This window comes from Polyangium sorediatum (assembly GCF_029946465.1).
Lineage (GTDB): Bacteria > Myxococcota_A > Polyangia > Polyangiales > Polyangiaceae > Polyangium > Polyangium fumosum.
This window is the reverse complement of record NZ_JARZHI010000023.1, coordinates 147,370-161,634: the sequence shown is the minus strand read 5'-3', so window position 1 is coordinate 161,634 and position 14,265 is coordinate 147,370. Positions and strand designations below refer to the sequence as shown.

At 66.7% G+C, this 14,265-nt stretch carries 12 protein-coding genes and 1 pseudogene; 3 read left to right on the top strand and 10 right to left on the bottom strand.

Features of this window, described 5'->3' with window-relative positions; all coding sequences use genetic code 11:
• Positions 1 to 394: 394 nt before the first annotated feature.
• Both QHF89_RS25275 and QHF89_RS25270 read left to right on the top strand, forming a co-directional pair.
• Positions 395 to 2,725, top strand: a complete 2,331-nt coding sequence (locus QHF89_RS25275; RefSeq protein WP_284720917.1) for a DUF1588 domain-containing protein — start codon at positions 395 to 397, stop codon at positions 2,723 to 2,725.
• A 12-nt stretch (positions 2,726 to 2,737) separates the two neighbouring features.
• Entirely contained in the window at positions 2,738 to 4,027 is a 1,290-nt protein-coding gene (locus QHF89_RS25270) for a DUF1501 domain-containing protein (RefSeq protein WP_136967901.1), read from the top strand.
• Between the two features lie 81 nt (positions 4,028 to 4,108).
• Here the strand turns inward: QHF89_RS25270 and QHF89_RS25265 are convergent, their stop codons facing one another.
• The 8 genes from QHF89_RS25265 to QHF89_RS25230 form a co-directional block, all read right to left on the bottom strand.
• Complete coding sequence (locus tag QHF89_RS25265) at positions 4,109 to 5,812, bottom strand: sensor histidine kinase (RefSeq protein WP_136967900.1); 1,704 nt, start codon at positions 5,810 to 5,812, stop codon at positions 4,109 to 4,111.
• Between the two features lie 12 nt (positions 5,813 to 5,824).
• Entirely contained in the window at positions 5,825 to 6,997 is a 1,173-nt protein-coding gene (locus tag QHF89_RS25260; protein ID WP_136967899.1) for a glutathione-independent formaldehyde dehydrogenase, read from the bottom strand.
• 161 nt (positions 6,998 to 7,158) lie between these two features.
• Entirely contained in the window at positions 7,159 to 7,521 is a 363-nt protein-coding gene (locus QHF89_RS25255; protein ID WP_284720916.1) for a phage holin family protein, read from the bottom strand.
• A 315-nt stretch (positions 7,522 to 7,836) separates the two neighbouring features.
• Positions 7,837 to 8,070 carry a hypothetical protein gene (locus QHF89_RS25250; RefSeq protein ID WP_136967898.1) on the bottom strand — a complete coding sequence of 78 codons (234 nt, stop codon included), beginning with the start codon at positions 8,068 to 8,070 and terminating at the stop codon, positions 7,837 to 7,839.
• Positions 8,071 to 8,952: 882 nt separating this feature from the next.
• Positions 8,953 to 9,840 (bottom strand): hypothetical protein, encoded by an 888-nt coding sequence (locus tag QHF89_RS25245; protein WP_136967897.1) that lies wholly within the window; start codon positions 9,838 to 9,840, stop codon positions 8,953 to 8,955.
• Between the two features lie 296 nt (positions 9,841 to 10,136).
• Entirely contained in the window at positions 10,137 to 11,378 is a 1,242-nt protein-coding gene (locus tag QHF89_RS25240) for a peptidase associated/transthyretin-like domain-containing protein (RefSeq protein ID WP_136967896.1), read from the bottom strand.
• Between the two features lie 53 nt (positions 11,379 to 11,431).
• The gene (locus tag QHF89_RS25235) at positions 11,432 to 12,100 is read right to left on the bottom strand and encodes a tetratricopeptide repeat protein (RefSeq protein WP_136967895.1); all 669 of its coding nucleotides are present in this window, start codon (positions 12,098 to 12,100) and stop codon (positions 11,432 to 11,434) included.
• 7 nt (positions 12,101 to 12,107) lie between these two features.
• On the bottom strand, positions 12,108 to 13,070 hold the full coding sequence (locus tag QHF89_RS25230; protein ID WP_136967894.1) for an RNA polymerase sigma factor: 963 nt from the start codon (positions 13,068 to 13,070) through the stop codon (positions 12,108 to 12,110).
• Between the two features lie 50 nt (positions 13,071 to 13,120).
• Here QHF89_RS25230 and QHF89_RS49995 point away from each other — a divergent pair, with 50 nt between their 5' ends.
• Positions 13,121 to 13,621 carry a DUF4262 domain-containing protein gene (locus QHF89_RS49995; RefSeq protein ID WP_136967893.1) on the top strand — a complete coding sequence of 167 codons (501 nt, stop codon included), beginning with the start codon at positions 13,121 to 13,123 and terminating at the stop codon, positions 13,619 to 13,621.
• Here the strand turns inward: QHF89_RS49995 and QHF89_RS25225 are convergent.
• Together QHF89_RS25225 and QHF89_RS50215 are read right to left on the bottom strand one after the other, a co-directional pair.
• A complete protein-coding gene (locus QHF89_RS25225; RefSeq protein WP_136967892.1) occupies positions 13,611 to 14,030 on the bottom strand; it encodes a hypothetical protein in 420 nt (139 codons plus the stop codon). The genes QHF89_RS49995 and QHF89_RS25225 overlap by 11 nt on opposite strands.
• Positions 14,005 to 14,241: pseudogene (locus QHF89_RS50215) on the bottom strand (HNH/ENDO VII family nuclease); the annotation flags it as partial. The pseudogene QHF89_RS50215 and the gene QHF89_RS25225, both read right to left, overlap by 26 nt.
• Positions 14,242 to 14,265: the final 24 nt, after the last annotated feature.

The following is a 14,265-nucleotide window of genomic DNA, read 5'->3' as shown; positions in this document are numbered from 1 at the left end:
GGCGCGGGTGGCGCGGGCGGAGCGGGTGGCGCCGGCGGCGCGGGCGGAGCCGGCGGCGCGGGGGGCGCGGGTGGCGCGGGCGGAGCCGGCGGCACCTGATTTGCCAAAATCGAGAATACGCACGCAACCTTGCGTGACGTATCAGGCCTCGCGGAGCCGACGGCGCGTTATGCTGCGAGGGGAAAAGTCCATTCCTTTTCCGAAAAAAGCCACGAGGTAGGGAAGTAGGGCCCAATTCCCACCATTTCAGCGGCGCCGCTCCTCGTGTAGAAGAGAGCTTCCGTTACGTATGACTTTCCAGGCTCGTCCCTCGGCGAGGCTGGAACCACCCACGAGGCCGCTCATGCCGCGAACGCGAAGACGACTCGGAAAGCATCTTGGCTCCATTGGTCTGGTGTCTCTGGCCGCGCTCGGCGCGGTCGGGTTCACCGGTTGTATTGCAGGGGAGGACGATGGTCCGTGCGTTTCGGACCAGATGTTCTTCGCCGAGCAGGTCTGGGCTCCGATCCTTTCGAACAACTGCATCGCCTGCCATACCTCGAACGGGGCCGCGAAGGACTCGAGCCTCGTGCTTCGAGGCAGCAGCGAAGCAGGCTTCCTCGACACGAACTACGACATCATGAAGAACGCGGCTGCCCTCCAGCAGGACGGCATGTCGCAGCTCCTCGCCATGCCCACCGGCGGCACCGCTTCCCGCAAGCATCCGGGCGGCGTGGTCATTCAGCCGGGCAGCGAGGAGTTCAAGGCGCTCGAGGGGCTCGTGAACCGCTTCAACGAGCCCTCGTCCTGCGAGACGAACCTCTCGGCCACGTTCACGGGCGTGCAGCTCGCGACGCCCGCCGAGACGCTGCGCAAGGCGGCGCTCTCCCTTGTCGGCCGGCTGCCCACCGTGGAAGAAGAAGACGCCATCGAGGCCGGCGGCATCCGCGCGCTCGATCCGATCCTCGATCAGATGATGACCGAGGAGGCGTTCTACACGCGCCTGAAGGAGGTCTACAACGACCAGTTCCTCACGGATCGCTACCTGGGGAACGAGGACGCGGTGCAGCTCCTCAACGACATCGATTATTACAACCCCTACTGGTACGACCAGTTCTTCGATGCCGCGAACGCCGATCCGAAGTCGATGGAAGACGGCATCGACAAGTACGGCGCCTGGAACGCCGACGACCTCTACAACAAGCTGCGTTCCTGGACGAACCGCGGCGTGGCGCGCGAGCCGCTCGAGCTCGTGGCCCACGTGGTGCGCGAGAACCGGCCGTTCAGCGAGATCCTGACGGCGAACTACATCATGGTGAACCCCTTCTCCGCGAAGGCGTTCATGCTGGGCGACCTTGCGTTCAAGAACGACGCCGACCCGAACGAGTTCATCGAGGCGCAGATCCCGACCCTGCCCCACGCCGGCGTGCTCACGTCGCCGATGTTCCTGAACCGCTTCCCGACGACCGAGACGAACCGGAACCGGGCGCGCGCGCGCATGGTCTACCAGTTCTTCCTCGGCACCGACATCCTGAAGACCGGCCAGCAGCCGCTCGATCAGACGCTCATCACCGAGGTCAACCCGACCCTCAACGCGGCCGCCTGCCAGCAATGCCACGTCGAGATCGATCCGGTCGCCGGCGCGTTCCGTCACTGGAACGGCCGCGCCGCCTACGACCCGATGACGCCTCCGCTCGACGACATGCGTCCGCCGGGCTTCAAGGGCGAAAAGACGCCGTACGAGACGCTGCCGCAAGGCCTGCAGTGGCTCGCCCCGCGCGTCGCCGCCGACCCGCGCTTCGCCCTCTCGGCCGTGTACATCATCTTCGAAGGCCTCACGGGGCAAAAGCCGCTCGTCGCGCCGCAGGACCGCAAGGCGACCGACTTCTCGACCGAGTTCCAGGCGTACCTCGCCGAGTACACGGAGTTCAGCAAGATCGCGCGCGAGTTCGAGGCTTCGAACTACGACCTCAAGGTCGTCGTGAAGCAGATCGTCCACTCGCCGTATTTCCGCGCGAAGAACAGCGGCTCGCTCGACGCGGGCGGCAAGGCGCGGCTCGGCGAGGTCGGCATGGGCCGCCTCGTCACGCCCGAGCAGCTCCACCGCAAGATCCAGGCAGTCCTCGGGTATCCGTGGCGCCCTCGCTCCTACGAGGACAACGGCGGGACCTACGATTACCTGCTCCGCAGCGACGCCTACCGCATGCTCTACGGCGGCATCGATTCGGCCGACGTGATCAAGCGCGTGATCAGCCCGAACGGCATCATGGCGAACATCGGCGAGCGCATGGCGAACGAGATGTCCTGCATCGCGGTCCCGCGCGACATGTGGAAGCCGACGGAGGAGCGCACGCTCTTCCCGTACGTCGAGACGAGCTTCGAGCCGGAAGACAAGAACGGCTTCCCGGTCGAGCCCGCCGTCGTGGCCATCAAGAAGAACATCCAGTTCCTCCACAAGCACATCCTCGGCGAGACGCTGCCCGACGGGCATCCCGAGATCGAGCGCACCTACAAGCTCTTCCTCGAGACGTACCGCGAAGGCGTGAAGGGCATGAGCGACATGTCGCAGCCCGAGGGCAAGTACTCGACGTGGCTGGCCGGCCCGTGCCGCGTGGAGAACGACTACTGGACGCGTACGCCGCTGCCCGAAGAGGATCGCCTGCGCGAGGATCCGACCTACGTCATCCGGTCCTGGATGACGGTCGTGACGTACATGCTGTCGGACTACCACTTCCTTTACGAGTGAGAGGCGAGCCCCATGGACCGAAGAGATTTCCTCAAGATTGCATCGACGGCAGGGCTCGGCGTCGCCGCCAGCACCATCCCGTTTGCCAGTGAAGCCGGAGCAGCGCCGTATACCGGCAAATTCTGGGTCATGATCCACGCCGGCGGCGGCTGGGACGTCACGAGCCACTGCGACCCGAAGGGCGCGAAGGGCGAGAGTGATCCCGACCCGATGAACCATTACCTCGAGACGACGATCGGGACGGCGGTCGGGAGCAAGAGCAAGCTCCCGATGCGGTACGCCCCGGACCCGGGCGGGGCAAACAAGGCGTTCTTCGACAAGTACGTGAACGACCTCATGGTCCTGAACGGCGTCGATACGTCGACGAACAGCCACGACGTCGGCACGCGCGTGACGTGGGCGGGCACCTTGGCCGAGAACAAGGCCTCGTTCGCGGCGCTCACGGCCGCGGTCGCGGGCGGCTCGCTGCCGATGGCGTACATCTCGTACGGCGGCTACGACACGACCGCCGGCACCGTGGCGGTGACCCGCGTGGGCAACGTCGACGCGATCCGTCGCATTGCCTACCCGAACGTCATCGACCCGATGAACGACCCGAACAAGACGCCGTACTACACGGACGAGACCGAGGCGCGCATCGCCGAGACTCGCTCCGCGCGGCACATGGCGTACGCCGAGAAGCAGAACCTGCCGCGCATCAAGCAGTCGATGGGCATGCTCTACACGGCGCGCTCGGGGCAAAACGAGCTCAAGAAGCTGACCGAGTATCTGCCGGCGCAGCTCGAGAACTCGAACCTCCGTCGCCAGGCGCAGATCGCGCTCGCCGCCTACCGCGCCGGCATCTGCGTCAGCGCGAACCTCGGCATCGGCGGGTTCGACACGCACGGCAACAATGACGACCAGCAGTTTGGCCGCCTGGCCGAGCTCTGGGACGGCATCGACTACCTCGTCGAAGAGGCGAAGGCGACGGGCGTCTGGGGCAACATGGTGATCGTCGTCGGGTCCGATTTCGCCCGCACGCCGGGGTACAACTCCGGCAACGGCAAGGACCACTGGTCGATCACGAGCATGCTGCTCATGGGCGCGGGCATCCCGGGCAACCAGGTCATCGGCAAGACGACCGAGCGTCACAACCCGATGAACATCGACCCGAACACGCTCGAGCCCGTCGAGGGCGGCGGCCTCCGCCTGAAGCCCGGCCACGTGCACCGCGCGTTGCGCAGGCTCGCGGGGATCGATCAGAGCGAGGTCGCGGCGCGCTCCCCGATCAAGGAAAAGGAAGATCTGCCGCTGTTCGGCTGATCGAGAGCGCGATTCGTCGCTCGAAAGGAGAAAGCCTCCTCGGTTCGTCCGAGGGGGCTTTTTCGTTTGGGTCGTGTCCGATCACGCCGCGAGCGGCATCGAGAAGGAAAACGCGCTCCCCCGGCCCACCTCGCTCTCCACCCAGATGCGGCCGTGGTGCTGCTCGATGATCGCCTTCGACAGGTAGAGGCCGAGCCCCAGCCCGACGTAGGAGCCCGTCCGTACGCTCACGCCGGGGACGCGATAGAATCGATCAAAGACGCGGGGAAACGATTCTTTCGGGATGCCCGGCCCCCGGTCCCGCACCGTCACGATCGCCTCCGTGCCGGACCGCTCGAGCGAGAGCTCCACGGGCTCCTCCGCCGCCGAGTATTTGAATGCATTGGCGAGCAGATTGGCGATCACCTGCCCCGTCCTGTCCTCGTCCGCGAAGACACAGACGGGCTCCTCCGGCAGGTGGAGCGAGACCGGGCGCCGCGCCGCCTGCGATTGCTCGGCCCCGGCGCTCGTGCAGATGGAGCGGAGATCGCAATAGGTCTCCTGGAGCGTGAGCTTGCCGGCGGCGATCGCCGATACGCTCAGCATTTCGTTCACGAGCCGCGTCATGCGATCGATCGAGCGGGAGAGCCCGTCGAGCCGCGCGGCGAGGCGTGGTTCGAGCGCCGTGAGCTCGCGGTGGACGAGCTGCACGTTGAGCTTCAGGCAGGTGAGCGGCGTGCGCAGCTCGTGGGAGGCGATCCCGAGGAACATGTCCTTGAGCCTCGACTCGGCCACGGCCTCCGCGTGGCGCTCCGCCGCGCGCAGGCTCCGGATGTCGGTGAGCGCGACGGAGATCTCGCGCGCGATGCGCTGGACGAAGGCGCCATATTCGTCGTCGAGGGGGCGCGCCGGGCGGAGGCCCACGACCAGCACGGCGGCGGGGCCCGGCGGCGAGCCGCCCGTCACCGGCAGGACCGCCGCGCGCGTCGGCGGGCCCGCCAGCGCGCTCATCACGCAGAGCCCGAGGCCCGCCGACGGAACGAGCCGCATCTCGTTCTCGCGCACCACGAACGCCATCTCCCAGGGACACCCGGGCGCGAGCGTGAACGCGCGGAGCGCCTCGGGCGCCTCGGCCGCGAGCCCTGCGGTGACGCGCAGCGTGGCCTTCTTGCCGGCCGGATCGAGCTCGTAGAGGAACGCGAAAAAGACGTCCTTCAGCGTGTAGGAGAGCGCCTTCGGCATGATCCGGTAGAAGTCGTCTTCCCTCTTCGCCGGGCGGAGCGCATCGACGAGCAGGCGCAACGCGCGCTCGCGCCGCGCGGCGAGCACCACGCCCGTCGTCTCCATGCCGCACATCAACGCGCCGCACACGGCGCCCTGGTCGTCGCGGATGGGGCTGAACGAGATCGACACGTACACCTCCTCGAGGTCGTTTCCTCGATCGAGGCGGAGCATGAGATCCTTGCCCGTCACCGGCTGCCCCGCGTGCCAGACCTGGCGGAGCGCCCATTCGAAGAAGTCCCAGCTCTCCGGCCACACCTCACGCGCGGGCCGCCCCATCGCGGCAGGGTGCTTGTGGCCGAGGAGCGGGGCGAACGCGTCGTTGTAGACGACCCTCGCGTGGGCCGGCTCGTCCCCGAGGAGCACGCAAAGCGGGAAGCCGCTCGCGAGCACCGTCTCGAGGACCACCTTCACCCGCGGCGGCCAGCTCGCGAGGGGTCCGAGCGGCGTCTCGGACCACGCGAGCCCCGCGACGAGGGCCCCCGCCGCGCCGGATCGCGCGATGAGATCCTGTGCGGTCGTCACGCCGCATCTCCCTCACATGTGTGGATCGAGGAGCACCTTCGCGTATCCGTCCTCGCGGCGGCTGAGCTTGGCGTAGGCCTCGGGCGCGGCGTCGAGCGGCAGCCTGTGGGTCACCACCTGGCTCGGGCGGGCCCGGCCGGAGGTGACGAGATCACGCAGGCGCGCGGAGTAGCGCATCACCGGCGTCTGGCCCGTCCCGAAGGAGATTCCTTTTTCCCAGAGCTTGCCGAACGAGATCTGGATCTCTCCCTTCTTCGCGTGTGGGTTTTTCCCGCCCGGGTCCTCCGGGACGTAGAGGCCGACGATGCCGATGTGGCCCGTGGGGTTGACCAGCCGGATCAGATCCTCGAGGACACGGTTGGGCTCCTCGTGGGAGGGGTCCGCCCAGTCGATGGCCTGGAAGCCGACGGCCTCGATGCCGGACATCACGCCATCCATCTTCGCCGTGGCGGTCCCCCGGGCTCTGCGGAGCGCGATGATCTGCTCCACCGGGTCGCCGCGCGAGAGGTCGATGGGCGTCGCGCCCATGGCCTCGGCGCGGGCGAGCCGGTCCGGCACGTAGTCGACGACGTAGATCTCGTCCGCGCCGCGCAGCGCCGACGCGTACGCCGAGAGGAGCCCGACGGGCCCCGCGCCGAAGACGGCCACGCTCATCCCCGCCTCCACCGCGGCCAGATCCGCGGCGAAGCAGCCCGTCGGGAACACGTCGGCGAGGAGGACGAAATCATTCTCGAACATGTCCCTGGGCTCGCCGGGGAGCTTCAGGCAGTTGGTATCGGCGAAGGGCACGCGGAGGTGCTCGGCCTGCCCTCCGCGGAAGGGGCCCATTCCCACGTATCCGTACGCGCCGCCGTGCGCGCTCGGGTTGACGTTGAGGCAGGCCGCCGTGTAGCCGCGAATGCAGTTGAAGCACGTCCCGCAGGAGATGTTGAAGGGCATCACGACGCGGTCGCCCGTCTTCACCCGCTCGACCGCGGAGCCGACCTCCTCCACGACGCCGAGCGGCTCGTGGCCGAGCACGGTCCCTGGCAGCGCGGCGGTGCGGCCTTCGTACATGTGCAGGTCGCTGCCGCAGATGGCGGCCGAGGTGATCTTCACGAGCACGTCGGTCGGCTCCTCGATGCGCGCATCGGCCACCTCCTCGACCGCGACCTCGGCCCGACCTTTGTAGACGACCGCCTTCACAACAAATGCACCCCGGTGGCAATGTCGCGTCGCCGGGTCTCGCGTCAAGTCGAGGCGCGATCGGCGCATGCGTATGCATGCATCCGCAGGGAATCCATCGTATCAAGCGATTGCGAGCGAGTCGCAGGCGGGCGTGGGAGCGGCCGCGGGCGCGCCCTCCCTCAGAAGATGCGCGGGAGGAGCCACGCGGCGACGGAGATCAGCCCGGCCGTGCCGACGAGCGGCCAGAAGCCTTTGATCTCGAAATCGTCGATGAGCTTGTCGGTGACGTAGAGCAAGATCGCGTTCACGAGCAGGCCGAACACGAGGTAGGGCAAGCCGAACGTGAGCAGGGCGGCGGGCAGGAGCACGATGGCGAGCACGACCTTGACGAGCCACCCGAAGAAAAGGTTGAGCAGCGCGAACGCGAACGCGATGCCGATCGCCGTGTTGCCCTTGCGGATCCGGACGCCGGGCATGACTGCGCTGGCGATGAGGACCGCGAGCCCCGCCGCGATGGCTTGACTGACGAACGTCTTCAACATGAACACCTCCTCCTGGGTGCCGGTCCCCCCCACATCGGTCGAGCCGTCCCGACCCTCTTCCTGGCGCAGATGCGCGCCTTGCACAACCCCACGATGGCCGCGGGACTTTGCTCCGAGGGTGTTTCCAGGCATCCCGTCGACGTTCGGACCTCACCCACCCACGGAACTCCCTCGGGGGCTCAGCGAGGTGACCTGGCGGCAGGAGGCCGCTTCCACGTCCGCCTGAGGCGGGACGTGCATTCGATGCGCCTCGTGCCTCGCGTGGACGAACGACCGCGCCAAACCCGTATCCCTACGTGGGACGGGCGGCCTCGGTCAGGGCTCGCCGTTGTCGGCGCAGTGTACAATCACGCATTCCTTGCGGTCGGACGCTCGCATCCGGCTGCACAGCGCGCCGATATCCGTATCCCTGTCGACCACGTCGCCTTCATGCGGCTCGATGGCGCCGACCTTGTACTCGACATTCTCCAGCGCCACCCACCTCCCGCTGAACTCATTCGAGCGGCACAGCTCTGCCCACTTCGTGCGCGTACCGTGTCGGTTTCGCATGGTAAGGACACATTAACGTTCTTTGCATTCCGGGGTCAATCTTGCTCGCAGTCGAGATACTGCTGCTCGCAGCAGGATTGTCACGGCCGCACGGTGGGGGGCACAATTCCCGAGGAGATCTGCGCAGGCGAAGCGTTTGCCCAGGTATGCGCTCGATCTGCTCGATCCTGCGGCGCCGCGCGAGCGGACGGGCTCATCGAGCGCGCGCCATTGGAATCAAGATGCGGGCCGCATCGCACAGCCGCGGGGCCCCTCCTCCTGCCTGCTCGGCTTCCTCTTGCCCCCTCCCCTCTCACGTACGGTCCCCGCCCAAGGAGGGATCCAATGCCAGGCCCCGGCTTCACCCACGTCCACGCTTCCCCCCTGGAGGCGAAGACGGCTCCTCCGACGGCGAGCGCGGCGGAAGCGCTGGACGCGCCATGACCGTCGTGGCTGCGTCGTCGTCGAGTTCCCGCAAGGTATTCATGCGCCTCCAATCGATAGAAAACGACCCCCAGGGGGGGACGATAAGGAGGAAGACTCGCCCAGAGAACCACTCCCCATCGTCCCCTCCTGGAGGTCGTTGTTGAAAAAGGGTCGTCGCCCGAAGACGGGGCGCCTTTCGGGCGCACCGCTCCCTTTCCGAAACCTGGTCATCCGGAACATGACGCAGTCGGGGCGCGCCGTGAAAGGCGCCCCGTCTACGAGCGACGAGCAACCCTCGGGGGAGGAGTCCTTCGCCCTCCGCAGGGAGATCGCATGCTATGGGCAGCCCATGGGAGAGGGGCGGCCTGCACGCAAACCTCTCTGCGAGCGGCGATGGACTCGTCGTCCCGTCACACCCAGGTATTCGCTCCAAGGCCCCCCGTCGTAACGCAGGGCCGTCGATTTTTTTCTGGGGCCTTACTTTGGGAGAGCGAACGGGTAGGTGCAGCAGAACGTGACCGCCGTGTTCATGTCCTCACGCGCCTCGCCGATCGGCTCGCCCCCGCTCGCGCTGCACGTGCCGGGCACGTACGTGAGATCCGTGATCGCCTTGCTGCCGACCGCGCGGCCAGCGGGCAGTATTTTGCCGCAACCGGTGTCCGTCGAGGCCAGCGGGACCTGGACCTCCGTCGACTGCAATGCACACGCCGGGTCCTCGTAGACATGCAACGACGCAACGCAAAGCCCATCCTCGGGCGCTCCGCACGTGCACGCGTTGCATCCCCGATCGTCGACCGGCTCCTTGTCGAACATCACGAACCGCGCGTACGAGTAGTTTCCGGGGCACGTGTGCTCGCCCGTCAGAGCAACGCACTGGAGCCAAGGGAGCGAGAGATCCTGCATGCATCGGCGGCTCTCGGGGCACGCGCCGTCGAGCTCCTCGACCTCGCACGCGAGACCCCCGAGAAGCCAGGACCTCTCCTTCGTGAACGCTGGCGTCTCGGCCGTGACTGCGCAGCCTTCTTCGATTGGACCCGGCAAGGCGGACGCACCGACGTACTGCGCGCACGGCTGCCCACCGCATTGGGCGCCAGCCGGGAGCGCGGCTTCGGACGTGCAGGACCCATCCCAGCCGGCCGGGCCGTCGAAAGGCACCGACATGCCGCCGCTCTGCTCGCATGCGTTCGTGCGGATCTCGATTGACGCGGGCAACCCCGAACACGTGCCCTCGGGCTTCTCGCAGCTACAGGACTCGCACGTCGCGGGCGGCGCGACGAGGCCGCTGTAGCGACGATACTTCTCATAGGGCACCTCCTTCGGGCAGAAGGCTGGCATATCGCTCGCGGGCCCAACCCAGAGGAGCATCGGCGTGCGTGGCCATGCTCCCGCCGGAGTTGCTGGCCCACCGGGATCGCCACTCGGTTCCGGAGCGCAGAAACCAGGGCATGGTGGGCCTGCGTCGGGGTCCTCCTCGGCCTCGGCGTCGTCGCCGGCGTCAGCGTCAGCGGCGGCATCTGTGCCCGCATCGATACACTCGGGATCAGGGAAAAGCGGATCCGGATCGCATTCGAATATGTTGACGTAGGGTGGGGCCGTGCATGCAGCCATTGCCACGACAGCCCCCGCAAAGACCCCGACAGAGCCGACCAGGAATCGCATAATTAAAACTCCCATCCACCGACAAAATGAGCGCCTGCCAATACCGGAGGTTGCTCAACGAGAACCGTTTTTCCGGCAACAATCTTGAGTCCGCGCGTAAGGCCCACGATGTCTGCCCCCGCCTGCATCGTGAAGGAACGCGTCAACCTCCACGTCGCCCCTACCCGCGCGCCTAAACCAGGCAGAAGGTTGGCGTACGACTCTCGCACGTAGCTCCCCTCGGCCCCCTCGATGTTGAGGACGCCCAAGTGACCGAGAGCGCAGCCAAAGAGCCATCGCCAGTGACCACAGGCACTCACGAGCCCCCCGGCTGTCATCGCGCTGATCTTCCGCCCTCGCACACCCGACGTGAGCCAAGCCGCGCGCGCTTCGAGCCCGAGGGACACGAACTCATTTGGTCTCAAGCTACCTGCCACGACCGCACCGATCGCCGGCTGCCACGACGCCACACCGAACACGATCACTGGCCCCGCGCTGACCGAGCCGCGCGCGCTCTTCTTTTGCTCCTCGCCCGCCACGCCGCCGACGATCGGCTCGCGCGCTGGCTCGTCGTTCGGCGGCTCTTCGAGGTTCACGGCCAGCTCGGGTCGAAGCCGCTTCAGGCGCAGCGGCGGCTCGATGGGCACGAACGCGCGCACCGGCAGCAGCGTCAGCTCCACGCGCAGGGTTCCACCCTTCGACGCCGTGAAGGACGTGACGCCGTCCTCGAACCCCTTGAGCTTCGCGCGGAGCTCATGCTCCCCCGGCGGGATGAACATCGTGAAGCCCGTGATTCCATCGGACTGCTTCACGACCCCATCGAGCGAGATCTGCGTGTGTGCCTCGGAGACCGTCACCTCGACGCGACAGACCCGCGCGCGGGCGGTGTCGTACGCCTTCAGGAACGTCTTCCGCTCCGCGGCCGGCGCGTCCGTCGCGCGCTCGATGGCGTCGAGCAGCAAATCCGCTGCTTCCGTAGGGTTGCCGAACTCGACGAGCAACACGCCGAGCCGACCTGCGACGAGCGGATCCTGCTCGATCTCGAACGCCTCGGCATACGCGGTCGCTGCCTCGGCGAGCCGACCGGCCCTCCGTTCGCGTTCGGCCTTCGCGACGAGCGCCGTGAAACGCGCCTTGTGCGTGGCCTGCTGAAGCAGCGCAGGGTTCGAGGGGGGTGGGGCGGGCTTCGTGTCCTCGTCTGCATACGCTCGCATGGGTGCGCTGAGCGCAACGAGCAAGACGAGCCATAATCGCCGATTCATCATGCGATGGCGAGGATACGTGAACAGGACAAACTCGGCAAGCGCAGCCCGTCAGCTCATCCAAGGATGTGCTTCACCCAAGCCCGCACCCACCACGGAACTTCGCTGCGTCGGCGATACCTCGGCAAGGTTTTCCACGTGTCGAGCGCCTCCCGGATCGCAGCATTCGCGCCCTCGGCGTCGCCGAGCTTTCGCCGCACATCCGAGAGAAGCACGTGTCCCTGTATGGAGGAGCTGTTCGTCCGCGTGAACCGTTCGAGCGCGTCCTCCGCTTCCTCCAGCCGCCCGAGCATCAAGAGCGCCTCGGCAGCCGCCAGGTACGGATCGCCATAACGCAGCCGCGGCTCGAGCTCGACGGCGCGCACCAGCGGCGCGAGCGCCCCCTCTGGATCCCCGCAGCGCATACGCGCGAGCCCCGTCAGGTAGAGCAGCTCCGCGTCGTCCGGCGCACGACGCCGGGCCTCGTCGAGGAGCTCGAGCGCGCGACGGGGTCGCAGCCGTTCGAGCCAGATGATCGCGAGATCACGGCGCGCGGTGATGTTCGCGGGGTTCGCCGCGATCTGCGCGTCGAGCGCGCGGATTTTCCCCCACGTCCGCGCGAGCACGATGGGGTCCGGAATGAAGGGACGGAGGGCGACGAAGACGAGCACGCCGACCATCACCCAAGGTCGCTGCAAGGCGAACGTCAGGGCCATGAAGCCGAGGTAATAAAGCCAGTACCCCATGGTCGACTCAGCGGCTCTTCCGCCACTTCAATGTGAGGCGACTCGGGTGCACCTCGACTTTCGGGAGCGCCTCGCGAGATGGAGCTCGATGCTCGTGCACCTGCTCTGTTGGCGCGGCCTGCGTCGGTTCCGCGGCAGACGCCCGCGTATCGAGGGCCGCCGGGTCCTCTCCGCCTATCTCTGAAGGTTCGGCGACCGGCTCCGCGGCGCGACCCATCGAGGCCTGACGAGTGAATGCTGTATGCGCCGACGCGACGACGTCTCGAGGCGCGGCCGCGTTGGCGGACCCGAGGAGCGCCGCAGCCATGAGCGCGCTCCACGCGTGGCCGGCTCGGTAGCTGAGCTCCAACCGCCACTCCCATCTCGCCCGGACCCTCGAGCGCCGGTCTCGGCCGCACAGGATGAGCAGCGCGGTGCCGTGCACCTCGTCGACGCGCTCTCGAATGTACGCGCGCGCCCGCATGAATTTCATGCGGGAGGCTTCCTCGGAGATACCGAGCTCTTTGGCCACCTCCGCGTGCGAGAGCCCCTGAAACACGACCAGGCTGAATACAGCTCGCTGTTCCGTGGGCATCGTCTTGAGGGCCTCTCCGACGCGGTCGCAAGCCTCCGCGAGAATCGCCGCGCGCTCCGGCGACGGCTGCGACGCGGGGGTTTCATCGTTGTCATCGGTGGGAGCGAATCGCTTCTCCTGCATGCCGCACGCTCTCCGCCATCGTTTGCGGATGTTGGCTGCGATGCCGAGCAGCCAGTTCACCAGCGTGCCGCTTTCGGGCCGGTACGCCGAGAGGTTCTCATACCCCTCGACCATCACGTCCTGCGTCTCGTCGTCGACAGCGTCCGTGCTGGCGGCTTGCTTTCCGCACGTGCTCTCGAGGAAACGGGCGACGACAGGCCGAAGCTTCGCGAGCTCCGTCCAAAGATCCTCGGTGGGGGCTTTCTCGACTGGCGCCATCACCTTCGTGTTCACCCGAGCGACGGAAACGTAACGCGGGAAGTCTCCAAGGCGGTCGATTTCTGATGCCGCGTCAGGTTTCGCGGCGTCTCCTACTGCGGACAAACCCGGATGTCAAGCGTAGGAACACGCGCTGCACCTTATCGGCGCGGCCCCATGCTCCCGGCAGCGCCGCTCAGCCGTCGATGCGCCGGGGCTCAATCGTCCACGAATGGTTCCTGTTGCTGCGCCTGGCAGGTACCGGGATGATTGATTCCGATGTACTCGAGAATCGTGACGTTCGATTCGTGACGATGAAAACGGACGAGTACCGCGCGCACCTGGGTTATGCGTTCTGGTTCTACCACGGGGTAGAGTTCCCGGTGCTTCAGGTCGTGTGGCCGGATGGCGCGGGCCGCTTTCCGTGGGATCCAGCATGTCGCCATGGCCCGCCGCGTTCTCGGCCTGGGTTTCGACCTTCTGACGACTCTGGCTCCCCGGTGGCGGTCGCCACCCGTGCGTTTGACGCAGGGGTGGCGACCGCCGCGACGCTCGGCCCGACGATACGCTGGAGGCTCATCGGCTAGGCATACGCGCTTCCAACGGGATGGCGAGCGGCCCAGGTTGCGCCGCGAGACGCGACCAACCCGGCTTCGAGCCGCGCTCGATCCGAGCCCATCGTATGCCATCGATACTTACTTCAACCCCCGCGTCGAACCATGCACACTGGACAGCAGACTGCGGGGTCAACCGACGCACCTTCTCGGATTTGCAGTAGTCCCTCGGATTGAGGAAGGGCATCGGACTTGAATCCTCCCAATTCACTGTGTCGGGTGCCTCCATGACATTATAAAGCCATACATCGCCCACGACCTCCTCGTCTTCAAGGAGGTATGCGTACGCCACTCGATTGTCATCATCCAAGACGACCGCAAGGCTTCCGTCCGGATGATCGAAGCGCAAAAGAACCTCATTGCTTTTTGTCGAATCGTCCACGGTCGTGCTCCTTCGTCCAGTACCGCCGCTGTTGCTCCTTCCAGGCCTTTCTATCAATTTGGCTGGGCTCTTGCCCGGTATTCGAGTGATTTTCCGAGAAGTTCCCTTTGCCACGGTGCTCGGTGCGAGTCATTTCGTCCAGAGGGCTATCCGGTTTCTGTCCGCGGTGATGCAACTCAACGGGATGCCCATCGCTTCCTGTTGGTGCCTTTCCACGTTTTGCCGGCGGCGCTTT